Below are 18,776 nucleotides of genomic sequence, written 5' to 3'. Positions count from 1 at the left end.
TCGCCGCTGCTTTCATCTTCGTTCTCACCTTTGTTCTTCGGTTGAAAATCCCCCGAAGAGCTGGGTCAGGGGTTCGCCCATATAGGAGTCCTTGAATTCATGCGGATGCACGAACTCTTCCTTAAACCACGGGAAACGAGCTGGACTGAAAGCTTCGATCAGCCAGTCAATCATGTGCCGCACGCGCGGAATACGGCCGCTACCGGGGTGGTAGGACAACCAGATATCCAGCGGCCGGTTCAGCTCGACCTCCAGTGGAATCAATTTCCCGCCGAGCGCGATGGCGTAGCTGGGGAAGACGCCGATGCCGGCGCCATTTGCGACCGCCCAATAGTTGGCGCTCGAGACGTTGGTCTTCATGACCAGAAGGTCACGTTCCGAAACGCCCGGGAAGAAACTCTCGAAGGATTCCTTGGCGGCGAGCTGATCTGCGAATTGCAGCACCAGGCGATGCTTGATCAATTCCGCTGCCGAACGCGGCGCGCCGTGCTTTTCGATGTATTTCTCGGAGGCCCAGAACATCAGGTGCATGCGGCCGAGCCGCACCAGCTTGATGTCGAGCGCCGAGGGACGCGATAGATGGATGGCGACGTCGGCCTCGTGACGCGAGACGTCGGCCGAACGCATCGCGCAATGCAGGTCGACCAGGATCTTCGGATAGGCCTGCTGGAATTCAACCAGGCGCGGGGCGAGCCAGAACGTGCCGAGCCCCTCGGTGACGGCGACCCGAACCTCGCCGGACAAAGCATTGGCCATCGAATCGCTGGCGCGCAGCACATCGAAGGTGGCAGCCTCCATGCGCTCGACGGCGGAGACCACCAGCGCGCCTTCATCGGTCAGATGGGTCCCGTGAACGTCGCGGGTGAACAGCGTCGTGCCGGTTTGACGTTCGAAATCGTCGATCCGCCGGCGCACGGCGTTGATCGACAGCGACAAGCGCTCGGCCGCCGAGCGGAAACTTCCGCATCGGACGACTTCCAGAAATATGCGGGCCGTATCCCAATCAGAGAGGCCGCTGAGATTTGCTTTTGGGCGTTCCACCTGACGAACGCCCCTTTCCGCTAAGGAGTGCATACAATTCCCTTCGGGCGGCTAAACTGGCAGAATCTGGCGCAAACCACAACCACTGCGGGTTGGGGGATGATGAGTTTTGAACGTCATCCTTACTACCTCGTGGGTGGTATCCGAGTGCTGCCAAGGCTGGGGAATCGGGCGCATTGTTTGCCCGGATGAGGGGTGTGGCGTGAGTTCCGTTGCGAGCCGCCAAATGGCTGCGGGATTGCAGGCGCTGTCCGCAAGGAATGACTTTGCGCGAAAGGCACCGCCGTCTCCCTCGACGGATCAATCACAGTACGCCAGGCGTTTGCTCCCGGACCGCTTCGACAATGGCCAACTACGCAGCGCAGCGGTGTTGGCTGGACTCTCGGTTCCTGGGCTGAAACCGCTTGAAATCAGGTTCGGAGGCGCCGCGGCCTCATGCTATCCTCGGTACACCATGGGGGCCGAAGGGGGCGCCGCAACCACGTCTCGCAGGCCGAATTAACGGAAAGAACGCCGGTGTCGCATTCAGACGAACAGTTGCAGTCGGTGCTGAAAACGCTCGAGGAGTGCCGCAGGGTGCTCAACGCGTGCGAGAGCCGTGAATCGGCCGAGCTGCTGTCCATCGTCATCCTCGACGTCAGGATGAAGCTCAAAGGAATTGACAGTGCCGATCTCAAGGCACTGTGCGACGAAATGTTGCGGAGCGCTGCGAGCGAGCCGCCGTCCCCTTCCAAGCAGACGCAGGACCAGCCCCGGCGTCCGCTGCTCCGCGTGGTGAAGTAGCCGCGCCGCCGAGTCTCGCTTTTTGGCGAGACTTGTGCGCGTCCCGATGCCGCACCTGTGATCACAGACGGCATCGGGAGGAGCCCTGGTTTCGTGCGCCTCTGTTGCGCATTTTCCGGCATCGGCTACACCAGAGCCGGTTCGGCTCCGGCCGGGCGCATATCCTGCGCGCCTACCGGCGCCTGAGATGGCTCAGACGGCATCATGCAAAATGTTTCGATCCCGGCGGCGCTGATTGCCGGCCTCGTCAGCTTCCTCTCGCCTTGCGTCCTGCCGCTGGTCCCGCCCTATCTGATCTACCTCACGGGCGCCACGATCGAGCATGTCGAGAGCGACGAGCCGGCCGCGGCGTCGAAGCGCGCGATCATGTTGTCGGCGCTCTTGTTCGTGCTCGGCTTCTCCACTGTGTTCGTCGCGCTCGGCGCCAGCGCCTCGCTGGTCGGCGGGCTGATCCGGGCCTGGTCGGCAGAGCTGTCGATCCTCGCTGGCCTCGTCATCATCGTCATGGGCCTGCATTTCCTGGGCCTGACGCGCATCGGCCTGCTGATGCGCGAGGGGCGGCTGCCTATCCCCAAGCCCGTCGGGCTCTGGGGGGCCTACATCATGGGCCTCGCCTTCGCCTTCGGCTGGACCCCCTGCATCGGCCCGATCCTCGCGGCGATTCTTTCGATCGCCGCAGCCGAGGCGACGGTGACCAAGGGTGCAGGTCTGCTCGCCGTCTATTCCTTGGGCCTAGGTATTCCCTTCCTGCTGGCGGCCCTGATGATCGAACAGTTTTCTGCGCTGTTCGCGCGGATGAAAGGCCATCTCGTCAACGTCGAGCGCGCCATGGGCGTCTTGATGGTCATCACCGGTATCGGCTTCCTCACCGGTGCAGTCACGAATGTGAGCATCTGGCTGCTGGAGACGTTCCCGGCGTTGCAGACGATCGGATAGAGCGCAGGGGGGGCCGGGTTTTCACGGGCGGAAAAGTAGAGGAACCGTTGAATCCCGTCAGGCATGCTGTCACGGAACGACGATTCCAAACCTTTCCGGTCCCGAGGCGTTGCACGGGGACAACTCGCATGGTGGAGATCACGTGACCAAGACACTGCGCTTAGAACCCCTGTCGGACAACGCGGCTTTGGTTGCCTGGCAATTTTTGGGACAGCCGTTGCAGGAATGGCCGAGCTGGGTTCAGTCGAATTGCTCGTTGCAGAAGGATGCCGACGGGAAATTCGAGCTTCGGCACGAGCGGCGCAGCGGCACTCAGATCGTCTATCTCGGCGAGTGGCTGGTGAGAGATCTCGATGGCGGCGTGGACTTCTACACCGACGCCGAGATCTGGTCGCGGTTCGCTGCCAAACACTGAAGCGCTGAGAGATCGAGCCGGCGCGTTGATCGCGCCTTAGTCTTTCTTGCTCAAGCTCCGGGCGATCAAAAGCCTGTGTGGCTGGTGGGGCAAAAAGCCTCGCGGTAGGACCCACCCACAGAATGCAATCTGTAGTAATATTTCATTTTACTGCACCCTGAGGGGCAATTCTTCTGAACGTATACTGAAACGAGAATTTGAGACCAATCGGCATATTCGGCGCCCCTCTCCCTTACAGCATTTTGAGCAGGAGCAAGCGATGGGAACCGACGTGAATGTTCATCCCGGTCACGGCAAGGCCGGACGTCAACCGACGCGACAATTTTTGGATACGCTTTCCGGACACGACGATCCGGGCATGTTTGGCCGGATGTTTCCGACCTTGGAGCCGCTGGCTGTCGACGACGGTCCGCTGCGTGAGCTCGCTGACGCGATGAAGGACCCCGCCCCCGGCGACGCCGCGGGAAACAATCTCAACGTCCCGGCGGGTTTCACCTATCTCGGCCAATTCGTCGATCATGACATCACGCTTGACCTGACCTCCTTTGGCGACAAGCAGGCCGATCCCATGGGCGTGCAGAATTTTCGCACGCCGGCGCTCGATCTCGACTGCGTCTATGGTCTCGGTCCCGACGGAAGCCGCCACTTGTATGCGCGCAACTCGGCCACCGACAACGGCAAGACACCGGGGCCCAAGCTGCTGATCGGCAAAACGGTCAACGTCGATAGCATCACGGGTGATCATCGTAACGATCTTCCGCGCAGCCCCGAAGGGTTTGCCCTGATCGGCGACCATCGCAACGATGAGAATTTGCTTGTCGCGCAGACCCATCTGGCGATGCTCAAATTTCACAACAAGGTCTGCGATCGGCTCGCGGCGTCAGGGAAGCCGCCGGGAGAGATATTCGAGGAAGCGCGCCAGATCGTGACCTGGCACTATCAATGGATGGTTCTGCACGATTTCGTGGAGCGGATCACCGAGAAGGGGCTGGTGGCCAAGATCCTAGAGCAGGGACGGCGCTTCTATCGATTCAAGAAGATCCCTTATATGCCTGTCGAGTTTTCCGCGGCCGTCTATCGTTTCGGCCACAGCATGGTTCGTCAGGTCTATAGCCACAACAGGATCTTCACGCCCGGGCCGGGCGGCATTCCTGCAACTCTCGACCTGCTGTTCAGGTTTACGGGGCTTTCGGGAGGAATCATCGGAGATCTCGCACCTAATCCGGTTCAGCCGCCGCTTCCGCTTCCGGTGCTTTCAAGCAACTGGATCATCGACTGGCGCCGCTTCTATCAGGTCCTGTCGGCCAATCCGCCGGGTGTGGCGCTCAATCCATCTCGCAAGATCGACCCATTCGTCGTGCCGCAACTGCATACCCTGCCTGGTGATGGCGGCAGCCTGCCGTTCCGCAACCTCAAGCGCGGCGTGTTGCTGGGATTGCCGTCAGGGCAGGACGTTGCCAAGGCCATGAAGATCAAGAATCCGCTGACGCCGGAAGAAATCTCGAAGGGGAGCGACGGTGCCGTGGCGAGGAAGCATGGCCTGCACCAGCATACGCCGCTCTGGTACTACATCCTCAAGGAGGCCGAGCAGCGGGGCGGCGGGGAACGGCTCGGACCGGTTGGCGCGACGCTGCTTGCCGAGGTCTTCGTCGGCCTCGTCCATGGCGATCACCAGTCGTATCTCTGGGTCAAAGGCAAGAGCTGGAAGCCGACACTTCCGTCGCAAGTGCCAGGCGAATTCACGATGGCGGACTTGCTGCGCTTCGTCGGCGATATCAGCCCGATCGACGGTATCTCGACCGTGTAGACCAAAGCATGATCCGGAAAAGTGCGAAGCGATTTTCCGGAAAGATCACGCGTAAACAACAACCTCAAGCGCGATGATGGTTCATCCAAATCTCATCGCGCTTGAGACGCTCGCGATCGCCGGTTGCGGCGATGAAGGCGAGCCTGGAGACGTTTCCGGCGTTGTAGACGAACGACTGGACCGGCGCGCCGAGCGCGCCGGTCCAGAGGTTTGCAACAGATCAAGGCTTGAACACGTAGCCCGGCGAGATCGCCGCAGCCTCCGGGATCGGCGGCAGGTCGGCGAACAGTTCGGGACGGTCCTTCATGACCTTGAGAATGTGCTTCGGCTCGATATGCGCATTGACGTCGAAGGTCGATTTGAGGATGCCGAGGCGGGAGAGCCGGTCCTCGGCGCTCCAGAGCGCGCGGTAATTGTTCGCCGACAGCCGGCGGTCGGCCTGCTGGACGTTGAACTGCATCGCTGTCTCGGCGACGTCCTGTTTGAGTCCCGGAATCCAGCGCGTGGCAACCTGCGCTGCCTGTTTCGGGTTCTTGCGCATCCATTGGTCGGCCTCGGAGACGGCCGCGAGGAATTTCTCGATGGTCTCGCCATTGGCCTGCACCCAGGGCCTGAGCGCGACGTTGAAGCCGATGTAGGAGATCACATCGCCGCCACGGATGATCTCGACGGCACCCGGCACGTCCTTGCCGGCGACGATCGGCCAGGGATCCCAGCCCGAGAACGCATCGATGCCTTTGGCGAGCAGGGCGACGGTCATGTCCGGCGGCGGCGTGTTGACCAATGTCACGTCGTCGGGCTTCAGCCCTGCCTTCTCCAGCGTCGCCAGGATGTAGAGATGGTTGATCGTGCCGAAGGAGGCCGCGATCTTCTTGCCCTTCAGCGTCGACAGATCGCCCTTGACGATGCCTGAACCTTCGCGCGCGATGATCGCCATGGTGGCGTCGGAGCCGGCCTTTGTGGCGTTGCCGCTGTAATTGCCGAGGGCGACGAGGTCCATGCCGCGCAGCACGGCGCCGATCATGGGCACGCCGACCTGCACGATCTCGCTCTCGCCGGCCTGCAATGCGTTCAGCGCGTCGACGCCGGTCGCGTAGGGGCGCGCGATCGTGACGTCGAGCCCGTACTTCTCGAAGAAGCCGCGCTCGAGGGCGATCGGCAGGCCGATCTGGTCGATGCCGGTGACCATGCCGGCCTTGAGTTTCGTCGGGGTCTGGGCGCTTGCCGGCACCATGCCGGCGAGCAGCGCGAATCCAAGCAACACGAACCGTTTCATATTTTCAGCCTCCCTCTTTTATCGGCCCCACCGCCGTCACCCAATAGGGGCGGGCAACGGCCTTGAGGTCCGTTCTTTTGACGCCGCGAAGTTCGATCGAATGCTCGTCGGTGCCCGAGACGCGTCCATATTGCTGGAACGCGAGCACGTGGAAGCGCTCCGGCGTGAACGGCAGCTCGATCTGCACGTTCACCTTTTCCGAGGAGCCCTTGAGCTCCGGGGAGATCTTTCCCGGTGCGGCCATCGTCAGCCAGAGTTGAAACAGCGCCCATGCGGCAATGGCGCCGAGCACGACGCGGCCTTTGGAAGAGCGCAGGACGTCGGAGGCGATGCTCATGCCGCGCGCACCATCTGAAGCACCCGCGCGGAGAGCTGCTTGAAGTCGTCGTCCTTGACGAGATCGTCCCAGACGCGCGGGCGCGGAAGGTCGACCGCGATCTGGTCGAGCACGCGTCCCTTCGACAGCACGACCACGCGATTGGCGAGAAACACGGCCTCCTGCACGTCATGGGTGATGAAGATCACCGTCGGCTTGCGCTCCTGCCAGATGCGGGTCAGTTCCTCCTGAAGCGTCATGCGCGTCTGCGCATCGACGCTCGCAAACGGCTCGTCCATCAGCAGGACATCGGGATTGTTGGCGAGTGCACGCACCACGCCGACGCGCTGCTGCATGCCGCCGGAAAGTTCGTTGGGGTAGCGGTGCGCCGCGTGCGAAAGTCCGGCGAGCGCGAGGTATTCGCGCGCGATGCGGTCGCGCTCGGCCTTCGGCACGCCGCGCATCTTCGGGCCGAAGCCGACATTGTCGAGCACCGTCTTCCAGGGGAACAGCGCGAACGACTGGAACACGACGCCCCGCTCGGGGCCGGGCCCGTGCACCGGCTTGCCGTCGAGCAGAATGTCTCCCTTCGAATAAGGGATGAAACCGGCGATCATGTTCAGGATCGTCGTCTTGCCGCAGCCGGAGGGGCCGACCACCGAGATGAATTCGCCGGGCTCGACGTCCAGCGAGACGTCGTGGACGGCGGTGACATGCGCGCCTGCGTAAGGATCGAAATAGGTCTTGCCGAGATTGCGCAGCGAGAGCGTCTTCATGATGTCACCAATCCCCAACGCTGGCCGGTCGCGCGCTCGAGGGGCGCGAGGATCCAGGCGTCCACGATGTACCAGAGCAATCCGAGAATGATCATGCCGAGGACGATCTCGACGGTCGAGCCGGCGCGGCGGGCGTCGAACATCATGAAGCCGATGCCCGACGTGCCGACGATCATCTCGACCGCGATCAGCGCGCGCCAGCCATAACCCAGGCCGTTGCGCAGGCCCGTGATGATGTTCGGCAACGCGCCCGGCAGTGTCACCTCCCAGAGCACGCGCGCGCGAGAGGCGCCCAGGCTGAGGGCGGCGCGCGACAGGTCGCGCGGTACGGATTCGACGCCGAGCACGGTGTTGAGCACGACCGGGAACAGCACGGTGTAGACGATGACGAAGGTCATCGTCGTGAGGCCGAAGCCGAACCAGATCAGGAGGATCGGCAGCCAGGCAATGTCGCCGATCGCCTGGAAGAACAGCAGCACCGGCCAGCAGATGCGGTGCGCCCAGCGGCTGGTGCCGATCAGAATCCCTAAGGGAATGCCGAGCGCCATGCCGACGGCGGCGCCCGTGGCGAGGCGGATCAGGCTGTCCTGGAGATAATCGGGCAGGATGCCCTTGTAGGTCAGCGTGAAGAAGGCGCGTACGACGTCGGCAGGTCCCGGGAAGAATGCGCGCGGAAACAACCCGGCCTCGCTGACCGCCGTCCACAGCGCGAGCACCGGTATGAATGGAATGATGGCGGCTATCCCCGGCCAGCGCCGGGTCAGGCGGGTATAGCCAGCCCAGACTTGCAGCATCAGATTCATGCGCGCCTCACCATGCCCCAGCGCTCGATGGTCGCGCGTTCCAGCGGGACCAGCAGCAGACGGTCGATCAGAAGCCAGAGCACGCCGATCACGACCATGCCGAACACGATCACCTCGGTGCGGTAGAAGTCGCGTGCGACGAACAGCATGTATCCGAGCCCGACATTGGTCGCGATCATCTCGGCGGCAATCAGCCCGCGCCAGGCAAAGCCGAGGCCCGTACGGATGCCGGTGACGATGTTGGGCAGCGCGCCCGGCAGCAGCACCTCGGTCAGCAGCGCCCAGCGGCCGGCGCCGAGCGCGGCGGCAGCATTGCGCAGCGTGTGCGGAATGGTCCGGACGCCGAGCAGGGTGTTGTAGGCGACGACGAAGAACACCGCGTTGAAGATCACGAAGACGATCGCGCCGAAGCCGTAGCCGAACCACAGCGTCGCGATCGGGATCCAGGCGATGCCTGCGAGTACCGAGAAGAAGCGGAACAGCGGCGTCAGGAAGGCTGCAACTGTCGGGCTCACACCCATGGCGATGCCGAGCGGCACGGCCGTGACGATGCCGATCAGCGTGCCAAGCCCGACGCGCACCAGGCTGGCACCGACATGGGCGAACAACGTGCCGTCACGGATCGACTCCATGGCCGCCCCGCCGACCGCACCGACCGAGGGAAACACGCGCGGATTGACGTTGAACAGCGGGACGACGATGGCCCAGATTGCGACCAGTGCAAGCAGCGGCGCAACGAACATCGCAGCTCCCGCCAGCGCATTGACGCTGCGGATCAGTCGCGACGATCGGCCCTTCAGACTGCCCGTCACCTGCATTTGACCTCCCTGGCGCTCAGCTATGCCTGTCCCGGCATCTCACGCTGATTATTCCTGACATCGCGACGATGACGTGCAGACCTTTGGTCAAGGTCCACGATGTTTTCTCCTGCTTCTGACGCCCGACTTCTTCGTCATGCGCACGGCCGATCCGTCCTTTTTGCGCGCTGCCGCCGCGGTGACTGTCTTCCGGTTCGCAAGCCTCAATCGCGTGTAGCCGAGCAGGCGTTCCATCGCGGCGCGCGCCTTTTCCGGTTTGCCGCTCTCGATGGCCCGAGCCGCCGCAACGTGGTTCGGCAGATTATCCTTGAACCAGCCGCCGGGGCCTCCGACAGCGACGGTGAAGACGGTGCCGAGGATGGTGTCGATCGCGCCTCGGAAGCCCTGCAGGACGGGATTGCGGGTCGCATCCAGGATGGCGAGATGGAAAGCCTTGTCGGCGGCGAGGGCGCTCGCCTGGTCCTTTGCGGTCTGCATCGCAGCCAAGGCGGTGTCGATCCGCCAGAGGTCGTTCTTGGTGGCCCGTTCGGCGGCAAGTGCTGCGGCTGCCGGCTCGATGATCGAGCGCACCTCCTGGATCGCCAGCAGGAGGTCACGATCCGGTTCGTCCTGGCCAACGAGCCAGCTCAGCACGTCGCGATCGAGCAAGCTCCATTCGTGGCGCGGCAGCACCTGCGTGCCATGGCGCGGCCTGACGCTGACGAGGCCCTTGGCCGCGAGCGACTTGATCGCCTCGCGCACCACGCCGCGCCCCGCGCCGAAACGGGCCTCAAGTTCCGGCTCCGGCGGCAGGGTCGTCCCGACGGGAATGAGATCCTGGGCGATCTCACGCCCGAGCGTCGTCAGTACGGCGCGAATGCGGCCGGGCTTGATCAACTTGTCAGTTGGCTTAGGCCGTGCTCTTGCCACCCGCACGTCTCTCCCTGCCAGCCTGTTTCGGCCTGTTCTTTTCTCATGTCGCATCGGCGACAATCATCCGATGTTTAACATCGGATGATTGGGAGAGGCGAGCGTAATTGTCGCAGGAGACGCATGCTGCGTTGCAATATTCGGTCGGGGGGCGGTGGATCACCGCGTCTCGTCCAGCGTGCAGGTTACGGTACAGACGACGCCGCGCGGCAGGAAGTCGACGGTTGCTTCACCGCCGAGCTGGTCGCGTGCGCTGCGCTCGATCAGGCGCGAGCCGAAGCCGCGCTGCACCGGCGCCGTCACCGGCGGTCCGCCCACCTCGGTCCAGATCAGCCGCAGCCGAGGCTTGGGCGCTTCACTGATGACTTCCCAGTCCAGCGTCACCCGGCCGGTCTCATTGGACAGCGCGCCGTATTTCGCGGCGTTGGTGGCGATCTCGTGGACGATCATCGACATCACCACGGCGAGCCGCGGCGACAGCGGCACCGCAGGGCCCGCCATGCGGATGCGGTCGGGGTTGCTTAAAAGGAACGGCTGAAGCGCGCGGGCGATCACGTCCCTCAGCTCGGAGCCCGCCCATTTCTCCTGGCTCAAGAGGTTATGCGCCTCCGCCAACGCGCCGAGCCGACCCTCGAACTTCGTCCGCTCGTCACGGCTGGCGCTGCGGAAGGTCTGCACCGCGATCGCCTGCATCAGAGCCAGCGTGTTCTTGACGCGATGGTTGAGCTCGTCGATCAGGAGATTGTGCAGCATCTCGCCGCGCGCGATCGTCGCAGCCATCCTGATCGCGAACGTCAGTCCGGTCAGCAGCAGGACGCCGCCGATCAGGCTGGTGATGGCGATGTTGCGCCAGAGCGGCGCGCTCAACGAGCTTTCGGCGACGCCGGCCACGACCGTCCAGCCGGTCAGCTGCGATCTGGTAAAGGCGGATGACAGCGCGACGCCGTCGAGCGAAACGGTGGAAAGGGCGGCCTCGGCGGTTCGAGACATGGCCTCGTATAACGGGCCGGAGGCTTGCTTGCCGACCGTCTCGCCCGGGTTGGGCACGCGCGCGAATATGAAGCCCTTGGTGTCGAGCAGCGATACGGTCCAGAACTGGTCGGGCCGCTGCTTCTCCACAAGCTCCTGAAAGACGCGGATTGGCGGGCTGAAGGAGAGGTCGTAGATCACCTCGCCGTCGCGGAACACCGGAACCTCGACGGTGAGCACCTGTCGCCCGTCGATAGCACTGGCGAACAGATCGGAGTACTGCGGCGATCGGGTTGCAAACACCTTGTCGATGATCTCGCGATGGCCGCGTTGCGGCAGGCTGGCGGCGTCCTCCGTCGCGGAGGAAAACAACAGCCGACCCTTGCGGTCGGAGATCAGCACGACGCCGCCCTTGCCGTACTGCTCGACGAAACCAAGCGCGATGCGGCGGAAAGTTTCGAAGTCGTCTTGGCGCAGCGAATTGGTCAGTGCGAGCACCTGCAAGCCGCCGGTCATCCGCTGCACCTCGGAATCCAGCACCAGGCGCATGCTGCGCACATTCTCCAGCACGCGACGGGTCGCGTCGCTTCGATCCTGCTGGTAATTGTAGACAACAATGCCAACCGCAAAAACGATCAGCGGCAACATGGTTCCCGTGACGAGAAGAGCGAGCCGGACCGGCAGGGTGAGCTTTGACAAACGCAGGCGTCCCGGTTCCGGCACAGCGGCGCCGGATTATGGTTTTGGGGAGACCATACGGGCGGGGCTTGCGCGGCGCCACGATTTTCATATCGGGCACAGATTTTCAGATCTCCAAGCAAGGGACAGGAGTGCGTGCTGGCAGGAGCCCGAGTTGCAGTGCAACAGCAGGTCACCCTGCGACGAAGGAGTTGCCTTAGCCCAGCCGAAATCACTTCCGTCCCGCCGTAGTTTTTCATACCCTTCCCGAACGCCGGCCGTAGACCGGCTGCGCTTACGCCCCGGCGACAGGGGCGGAGCATCAAAGGGAGGGGAGACGATGAAGCGAAGGACATTTCTCGCTGGGATCGGGGCGACCACTGCGGCGGCTGCGATCGGCATGCCGTCGATCCTCAGGGCGCAAGCGCCCGTCACGCTGAACGGTGCGGTCCAGTTCAACGACGACCACGCCTTCAACCGGGCACTGCTACGGTTCGAGGAGTTGGTGAAGAAGTATTACGGCAAGCCCGTCAACTTCACCCTGCACAGGAATTCCTCACTCGGCCTCGAGAAGCAGTATTTCGAATACATGTCGCAAGGCAAGGCGGTCGATTACGGCATCGTGTCGCCGGCCCACATGTCGACCTTCGCCAAGGCGGCCCCGTTCATCGATGCGCCCTTCGTGTTCAAGGGCATCGAGCACATGAACAAGGTCGTCGAGGCCAATATCCTGGCGCCGGTGGCCGATGAGGTCGCAGCGAAGGCCGAGGTCGTTCTGATCGGTTATGCCGGCGGCGGCATCCGCAACATCTTCGCCAACAAGCCGCTCAAGAATCTCGCCGACCTCAAGGGGCTCAAGGTTCGCGTGCAGGGCGCGCCGATCTGGTCGAAGACCTTTGCGGCCGTCGGCATGAGCCCGACGGTGATCGCCTATAACGAAGTCTACAACGCGATCCAGAACGGGGTGATATCGGCCGGCGAGAACGAGGCGGCCGGCGTCGAGGCGATGAAGTTCTACGAAGTGGCCCCGCATCTCAACCTGACCCAGCACGCCGTGTCGATCCGGCCGATCTGCTTCTCGGTGAAGACGCTGAAGACCTTGCCGAAGGATTTGCAGGACGCGATCATGAAGGCCGGCAAGGAGGCTGGCGACTACGGCCGTCAGCTCGAGTCGAGCGAAGAGGTGGTCAAGCTCGACACGCTCGAGAAGGCCGGCAAGCTCAAGCGCGTTCCCTTCGAGGAGCGGGACGCCATGAAGAAGCTCGCTGATCCCGTCATGGCGGCCTACGCCAAGGAAATCGGTGCGGAAGGCATCTTCGAGAAGATCAACGTCGTCTGAGGTCGCTCGGACCGCCGATCATCTTCCGGGCAGGCCCCGCTTCCTGCCCGGACCTGGCGGATGTGCTGCCGCACGGAGTCCCAATGTCTGACATGCCCGTCCCGTCCACACCCTCGCTGTGGCGCCGCGTCACGGCGGCCTATGCGAAATTGCTGCAATTCCTGCTGGCGGCCTGTGTCGGCATTCTGGTTATCCCGGTCACGCTGCAGATCATCTCGCGCTACACGCCCTTCATTCCGTCCTACATCTGGACGGAGGAGATGGCGCGCTTCATGTTCATCTGGACGATAATGATCGGGGCCATGGTCGGCGTGCGCGAAGCGCAACATTTCGAAGTCGACGTGTGGCCGGACCTGTCGCGGCGGTCGGAGGCTGCGGTGCGGATTCTCGCGCGGATCGGCATATTGGCGCTGGCGCTGGTGTTCGTGCTGGCCGGCCTCGAGTTCACACGCTTTGCCTGGAACAGGACGTCTGAGCTGGCCGATCTGCCGCTTTGGTTGATTCACGTTGCCTGGCCTGTGGCCGGCGTGACGTGGATCGTCTTTGCCGGCGAACAGATCATCGATGAAGTGCGGATTCTGGTTGGGGCAGGGCGATGAGCGGCAATGTGCTTTCTGCCGGACAGGCCGCGATGGTGCTGTTCGGGGTCTTCGTCGGCCTGCTCATCGTGCGCGTGCCGGTCGCCTTCGCGCTCGGCCTTGCCTGCGTGCCGATCCTGCTGATCGAGCCGCGTCTGTCGCTGATGACGCTCGCGCAGGAGACGTTCAACGCCTACAATTCATTTATCCTGCTCGCGGTGCCGTTCTTCCTGCTGACGGCGAACCTGATGAGCATCGGCGGCATCACCGACCGATTGGTGTCCCTGTCGCGCTCGATGGTCGGACATTGGCCGGGGTCGCTGGCGCAGATCAACGTCGTGCTGTCGGTGTTCTTTGCCGGCATCTCGGGCTCCTCCACCGCCGATGCGGCGAGCCAGTCCAAGATCTTCATCGATGCGCAGACGAAGGAGGGCTATGACCTCTCGTTCTCCATCGCCATCACGGCGGTGTCGGCGGTTCTGGCGGTCATCATACCGCCGTCGATCCTCATGATCGTCTGGGGTGGGCTGATCTCGACCTCGATTGCGGCGATGTATCTGGCCGGCATCGTGCCGGGCCTGTTGATCGCGGGCGCGCAGATGGCGACGGTGCACGTCTACGCGGTGCGCCGCGGCTACCCGACCTATCCCAAGTCGAGCTGGGTCGAGATGCGATGCGCCATCTGGCGGTCGATACCGGCGATGATGACGCCGTTCATCATTGTCGGCGGCATTCTGCTCGGGTGGTTCACCGCGACGGAATCCGCCTGCGTCGCGGTGCTCTATTCCGTCGTGCTCTCGGCGTTCTTCTACCGCGAGACGGGTCTGCGCGAATTGTACAAGGCCCTGCTCGACACCGGACGTCTCGCCGGTGTGGCGCTGTTCTGCGTCGGTACCGCCAGTGCGTTCGGCTGGCTGCTTGCCTACTACAAGATCCCGCAAGAGCTGCTGGCCAATGTGTCGACATGGGGCATGGGCGCTGTTGCCGCCGGCTTCTTCATCTCCTTTTGCTTTCTGGTGGTGGGCTGCTTCCTCGACGCCATCCCGGCCATCATCATCGTCGGCACGGTGCTGGAGCCGCTCGCCAAGTCCGTCGATCTCCATCCGGTCCAGTTCGCGATCATTTCCATTGTCTCGCTGGCCTTCGGACTGGTGACGCCACCCTATGGCCTGTGTCTGATGATCGCCTGTTCGATCGCCGGTGTGCGGCTACGCTATGCGCTGAAGGACACGGTGATCATGCTGATCCCGATGCTGCTCGTGCTGGCGGCCGTCATTGTTTGGCCCAGCGTGTCGCTGTTCCTGCCGCGCCTGATTGTACCCGAGATGCTCAAATGAGCGTCTGACAGTGGGTCCCGCACCGACGGCTGCGGGACCCCGTCAAATGGGTTACAGATTGCTCTCGGTGATCGCGGCGTAGACCATGCTGCGCAGCTCGCGGCGGATCGGGTAGGCGCTCGACGGCAGCACCTGCGTCATGAAGATGGTGATGAGCTCTTCGGCCGGGTCGATCCAGAACGACGTCGTGGCCGCGCCGCCCCAACTGTATTCACCCGGACTGCCGGCGATCAGTGTCTCGGCCGGACGCATTGTGACGGCAAAGCCGAGGCCGAAGCCGATGCCGTTGTAGGTTGCCTCCGAGAACAGCGAGCGGGAGACTTCGGGCAGGGCCTGGCCGCCCGGAATGTGGTTGCTGGTCATCAGTGCCAGCGTCTTCGGCCCGATCAGCCTGACACCGCCGAGCTCGCCGCCGTTGAGCAGGGCACGGCAGAAGGTGAGATAGTCGGCGACCGTCGAGCACAGCCCGCCTCCGCCGGAGATGAAGGAGGGCGGGGTGAGGAACGAGCTCGTCGCCGGATCGTCCTGGAGCGTCAGGCCCTCGCGCCGCTGGCCGGCATGGAAGGTCATGCCGCCGCCGGGATCGGCGGAATAACAGGCCGCAAACCGATGCGCCTTGGAGGCCGGCACATGGAAATCGGTGTCGGTCATGCCGAGCGGATCGAGGATGCGTGATTTCAGGAACTGCTCGAATGGCACCCCGGAGATCTTGCCGACGAGATAGCCGAGCACGTCGGTCGAGACCGAATAGTTCCAGGATTCACCGGGAGAGAATTCCAGCGGGATCTTGGCAAGGCCCTCGATCATGGTCTGCAGCGTGCCAGACTTCTCGACCTCGCCGATCTTTTCGGCGCGATAGGCGGCATCGACATTGGAGCGCTGCTGGAAGCCGTAGGTGAGGCCGGAGGTGTGCCGCAGGAGGTCGACGATCAGCATCGGCCGGGACGGCGGTCGGGCCAGGAAGGCCGGATAGGTCCCGGCGACGAAGACGCCGAGATCCTTCCATTCCGGAATGTACTTGGCGACGGGCTCGTCGATGGCGACGAGGCCTTGCTCGACCAGCATCATGAAGGCGACGCTGGTGAGCGGCTTGGTCATGGAATAGATGCGGTAGATGGTGTCGTCCTTGACCGGCAGCTTGCGCTCGACATCGGCAAGGCCCTGAACCGAGCTGTGCGCGACCTTGCCGCGCCGGTAGACCAGAAGATGCGTGCCGGGGAAGCGGCCGGCATCGATGTAGCGGCTCTTCAGATGCGCATCGATTCGGTCGAGTGCGGCCTTGGACATGCCGACGGATTCGGGCGAGGCGGGGGTGGGCGCGAGCATCAGTTCCTCCGGGCAGTTCTGTCGGTTCGTTGATAGCCAAATGACGGCCCCATTCCAAGCCGCTCGCGCTTAACGCAAGGGGGCCGGCTGGTGTAGGCTGCTCCTGGAGCGCCTCCGAGGAGCCCCCACGGGCGAACGAGAAAAAACACAGGGCAAGCCACCATGACCCAGTTCAACGAGACGGATCTCACCGAAGCCGTCATCAGGAGCTTCGACAGCACGCCCGATCCGCGCGCGAAATTCCTGCTTCAGGAATTGGTGAAGTCGCTGCACGATTACGTGAGCAAGACCGGCCTCACCTTCGAGGAGTGGGACTACGCCATCGATTTCCTGACCCGGACCGGGCAGAAATGCACCGACACCCGCCAGGAATTCATTCTCCTGTCCGACGTGCTCGGCGTCTCCATGCTGGTCGACGCAGTCAACCATCGCGACCGCGACGGAGCCACTCAGACCACTGTGCTCGGCCCGTTCTATGTCGGCGAGCACAAGGTGACCGCGCACGGTGCCGATATCTCGCCGAACAACCAGACCGGCGAGCGGATGTTCGTGCAGAGCCGTGTCACCGACCTCAAGGGCAAGCCGCTCGCCAATGTCCCGGTCGACGTCTGGCATGCCGACGATGACGGCTTCTATGATTCCCAGAAGCCAAACTACGACGAGATCGGCGCCTCGGCGCGGGCGCGCTTCATCACCGACAGCGACGGCCGCTTCTTCTTCCGTACCATCTTGCCGTGCAGCTATCCGATCCCGACCGACGGCCCGGTCGGTGAAATGATCGTGCAGACCGGCCGCCACCCGATGCGCCCGGCGCATGTGCATTTCCTGGTCAACGCGAAGGGCTATGAGCCGCTGATCACTCACGTCTTCATGGACGGCGACAAATATCTGGATTCCGACGTGGTGTTCGGAGTCAAGGACGACCTCATTGCCAAGGTCGAGCCGCGTAATGATCCCGCGATGCCCGACGGCACCAGGGCAAGTGGAAAGTGGCACCTGATGACTTATGAATTCCACCTCAAGCCCGGCGGCGGCATGGCGCCGAAACCGCTCGGGGTGCGAGCCGAGGAGCCGGCGTGAGGGATCTCCGCTTCAGCTACTTCTGATCGAGCAGCGCCAAGGTAATCCAGTGTGCCTCGAGGGCAGGCTTGATCGCACCCTCGACCTCTATGATGCTGTCCCATGCGGACTGGATCGACACGGCGCGCTCTGTCAGTGCTGCCAACCGGAACTTGCCTCGGACCCGAGCTCCAGACCTGACCGGGCTAAGGAAGCGGACCCGCTCGAAGCCATAGTTCACGCCCATTCGCGTTCCCTCCACCCCGGGCATCGCGTCGAAGGCGAGAGCTGAAAGAAGCGACAGCGTAAGAAAGCCGTGTGCAATCGTGCCTCCAAATGGCGTTTCCTGCTCGGCGCGTTGGCGGTCCGTATGAATAAACTGATGATCATGTGTCGCATCGGCAAACATGTCGATCATGGATTGGTTGACCGTCTGCCAGCCAGATACCAGCTCAGGGCCGTCAAGAAGCTGACGATATGAGGTCAGTGGAATCAGCTTTCCTCGCAAAGCGTCCGGGCTGACGGTTCGTTCGACGTCGTTCACTTTTGGCTCCAATCCGTGCTTAGGCCTTCTCGCTCGTGCGAAATGTCTAAGCTAATCGGCAAGCTGGGGCTATTGGTGAATTGCGGGAGATGCGCTCATCCCCCGATGTAGGCCGCCAACTCGTCGGGCGTTCCCTTCGGAAAAGCTTCCTTCAGATAATCGAGGAAGGCGGAGACGCGCGCACTCAGCAATCGCCGCGAGGGATAGAGCGTCCAAAGGGCGATGTCGGATCCCTGGACGTCGCCCCAGCGCACCAGTGTGCCGGCGGCAAGGTCGTGACTGACGAGCGACAGCGGCAGCCGTGCAGCGCCGCCGCCGGCCCGAACTGCGTCGCGAACCATCATCAGCGATGACAGGCGAAGCACGGGATCGACGGCTATACGCGATGTACCGCTTGGCCGCCTGATGACCCAGGCCGCCTCGTCCTCCGTTCCGCGCACGACGACCGGAATGGCGAGATGGCCCTTGGGTCGCTTCAGCGTGGGGCTGGCGACGACCACCAGTCGGTCGCGCAAGAAGATGCGGCCGACCAGGCTTTCGTCGGGATCGGGATTGACCCGGATCGCGAGGTCGAAACCTTCCTCGATCATGTCGACGTAGCGATCATCCGTCGTGACCTCGAGCCGGACTTGCGGATGCCTGAGGGCGAAGCCGGCCGCGAGCCTGCCCATGGCAGCTTGCGAAAAGAGCAGGGGAGCGCTGATCCGCAACCTGCCTTTCGGCTTGTCCCCGCCCGAGGCGATCGCTGCCGCCGTCTCGTCGAGCTCGGTGAGGAGTGCGCCCGTCCGCTCGTGGAGCGCTCGTCCTTCCTGGGTCAGCTTGAGAGTGCGTCCCCCGCGCTCAAAGAGACGCAAATCGAGGCTGCTCTCGAGTTCGGACACGCGCCGGGACAAGGTTGCTTTCGGACGTCCCGTTGCGCGCGCGGCCTTTCCGAACCCGCCGTGGCGGGCGACGAGATTGAAATCGGCGAGGGCAAGTAAATCCATCTGTTCCAACAATGAGACGGTCTGTCCATATATAGCGCCTATCGGTTCGCATGTGGATCACTAATTTCGGGGTGTCTTCT

General features: G+C 63.1%; 19 protein-coding genes. 8 read left to right on the top strand and 11 right to left on the bottom strand.

Annotated features, from left to right (window positions below; genetic code table 11):
* Positions 1-24 precede the first annotated feature (24 nt).
* On the bottom strand, positions 25-1,074 hold the full coding sequence (locus RX330_RS27305) for a LysR family transcriptional regulator (RefSeq protein ID WP_317240529.1): 1,050 nt from the start codon (positions 1,072-1,074) through the stop codon (positions 25-27).
* Positions 1,075-1,557: 483 nt separating this feature from the next.
* Here RX330_RS27305 and RX330_RS27300 point away from each other — a divergent pair, with 483 nt between their 5' ends.
* From RX330_RS27300 to RX330_RS27285, 4 genes are all read left to right on the top strand, one after another.
* Entirely contained in the window at positions 1,558-1,824 is a 267-nt protein-coding gene (locus RX330_RS27300; RefSeq protein ID WP_212081076.1) for a hypothetical protein, read from the top strand.
* A gap of 204 nt (positions 1,825-2,028) precedes the next feature.
* The gene (locus tag RX330_RS27295) at positions 2,029-2,760 is read left to right on the top strand and encodes a cytochrome c biogenesis CcdA family protein (RefSeq protein ID WP_212081077.1); all 732 of its coding nucleotides are present in this window, start codon (positions 2,029-2,031) and stop codon (positions 2,758-2,760) included.
* A 142-nt stretch (positions 2,761-2,902) separates the two neighbouring features.
* Entirely contained in the window at positions 2,903-3,175 is a 273-nt protein-coding gene (locus RX330_RS27290) for a hypothetical protein (RefSeq protein ID WP_212081078.1), read from the top strand.
* A 46-nt stretch (positions 3,176-3,221) separates the two neighbouring features.
* Positions 3,222-4,982, top strand: coding sequence for a peroxidase family protein (locus RX330_RS27285; RefSeq protein ID WP_317240528.1), 1,761 nt, complete (start codon positions 3,222-3,224; stop codon positions 4,980-4,982).
* Positions 4,983-5,202: 220 nt separating this feature from the next.
* Here the strand turns inward: RX330_RS27285 and RX330_RS27280 are convergent, their stop codons facing one another.
* From RX330_RS27280 to RX330_RS27250, 7 genes are all read right to left on the bottom strand, one after another.
* Entirely contained in the window at positions 5,203-6,258 is a 1,056-nt protein-coding gene (locus RX330_RS27280; protein ID WP_212081079.1) for an ABC transporter substrate-binding protein, read from the bottom strand.
* A 4-nt stretch (positions 6,259-6,262) separates the two neighbouring features.
* Positions 6,263-6,595 (bottom strand): hypothetical protein, encoded by a 333-nt coding sequence (locus tag RX330_RS27275; RefSeq protein WP_212081080.1) that lies wholly within the window; start codon positions 6,593-6,595, stop codon positions 6,263-6,265.
* Positions 6,592-7,350 carry an ABC transporter ATP-binding protein gene (locus tag RX330_RS27270; RefSeq protein ID WP_212081081.1) on the bottom strand — a complete coding sequence of 253 codons (759 nt, stop codon included), beginning with the start codon at positions 7,348-7,350 and terminating at the stop codon, positions 6,592-6,594. Before RX330_RS27270 ends, RX330_RS27275 begins: the two co-directional genes overlap by 4 nt.
* Positions 7,347-8,153: an ABC transporter permease gene (locus tag RX330_RS27265; RefSeq protein ID WP_317240527.1), complete on the bottom strand. Its 807-nt coding sequence runs from the start codon at positions 8,151-8,153 to the stop codon at positions 7,347-7,349. Before RX330_RS27265 ends, RX330_RS27270 begins: the two co-directional genes overlap by 4 nt.
* Positions 8,150-8,971, bottom strand: a complete 822-nt coding sequence (locus RX330_RS27260) for an ABC transporter permease (protein ID WP_212081083.1) — start codon at positions 8,969-8,971, stop codon at positions 8,150-8,152. The genes RX330_RS27265 and RX330_RS27260 overlap by 4 nt, the downstream gene beginning before the upstream one ends.
* An 87-nt stretch (positions 8,972-9,058) precedes the next feature.
* Positions 9,059-9,880, bottom strand: coding sequence for a FadR/GntR family transcriptional regulator (locus RX330_RS27255; protein ID WP_317240526.1), 822 nt, complete (start codon positions 9,878-9,880; stop codon positions 9,059-9,061).
* Between the two features lie 159 nt (positions 9,881-10,039).
* Positions 10,040-11,497 carry a sensor histidine kinase gene (locus RX330_RS27250; protein ID WP_317243980.1) on the bottom strand — a complete coding sequence of 486 codons (1,458 nt, stop codon included), beginning with the start codon at positions 11,495-11,497 and terminating at the stop codon, positions 10,040-10,042.
* A gap of 370 nt (positions 11,498-11,867) precedes the next feature.
* Between RX330_RS27250 and RX330_RS27245 the strand changes: the two genes are divergently transcribed.
* The 3 genes from RX330_RS27245 to RX330_RS27235 all read left to right on the top strand — a co-directional run bounded on the left by RX330_RS27245 (position 11,868) and on the right by RX330_RS27235 (position 14,781).
* Positions 11,868-12,866, top strand: coding sequence for a TRAP transporter substrate-binding protein (locus RX330_RS27245; RefSeq protein WP_212081085.1), 999 nt, complete (start codon positions 11,868-11,870; stop codon positions 12,864-12,866).
* Between the two features lie 83 nt (positions 12,867-12,949).
* Positions 12,950-13,465: a TRAP transporter small permease gene (locus RX330_RS27240; RefSeq protein ID WP_212081086.1), complete on the top strand. Its 516-nt coding sequence runs from the start codon at positions 12,950-12,952 to the stop codon at positions 13,463-13,465.
* Positions 13,462-14,781, top strand: a complete 1,320-nt coding sequence (locus tag RX330_RS27235) for a TRAP transporter large permease (protein ID WP_212081087.1) — start codon at positions 13,462-13,464, stop codon at positions 14,779-14,781. Before RX330_RS27240 ends, RX330_RS27235 begins: the two co-directional genes overlap by 4 nt.
* Positions 14,782-14,832: 51 nt before the next feature.
* On the opposite strand, the gene RX330_RS27230 is transcribed toward RX330_RS27235, so the two are convergent.
* Positions 14,833-16,107, bottom strand: coding sequence for a serine hydrolase domain-containing protein (locus RX330_RS27230; RefSeq protein WP_317240525.1), 1,275 nt, complete (start codon positions 16,105-16,107; stop codon positions 14,833-14,835).
* Between the two features lie 162 nt (positions 16,108-16,269).
* Between RX330_RS27230 and RX330_RS27225 the strand changes: the two genes are divergently transcribed.
* Positions 16,270-17,187, top strand: a complete 918-nt coding sequence (locus tag RX330_RS27225) for an intradiol ring-cleavage dioxygenase (protein WP_317240524.1) — start codon at positions 16,270-16,272, stop codon at positions 17,185-17,187.
* Positions 17,188-17,203: 16 nt separating this feature from the next.
* On the opposite strand, the gene RX330_RS27220 is transcribed toward RX330_RS27225, so the two are convergent.
* A complete protein-coding gene (locus RX330_RS27220; protein WP_375847659.1) occupies positions 17,204-17,674 on the bottom strand; it encodes a MaoC family dehydratase in 471 nt (156 codons plus the stop codon).
* 131 nt (positions 17,675-17,805) lie between these two features.
* The gene (locus RX330_RS27215) at positions 17,806-18,696 is read right to left on the bottom strand and encodes a LysR family transcriptional regulator (RefSeq protein ID WP_317240522.1); all 891 of its coding nucleotides are present in this window, start codon (positions 18,694-18,696) and stop codon (positions 17,806-17,808) included.
* Positions 18,697-18,776 lie beyond the last annotated feature (80 nt).

It is taken from the genome of Bradyrhizobium sp. NDS-1, from assembly GCF_032918005.1.
In the GTDB taxonomy this organism is placed as follows: Bacteria; Pseudomonadota; Alphaproteobacteria; order Rhizobiales; family Xanthobacteraceae; genus Bradyrhizobium; species Bradyrhizobium tunisiense.
This window is presented reverse-complemented; position numbering and strand designations above follow the sequence as displayed.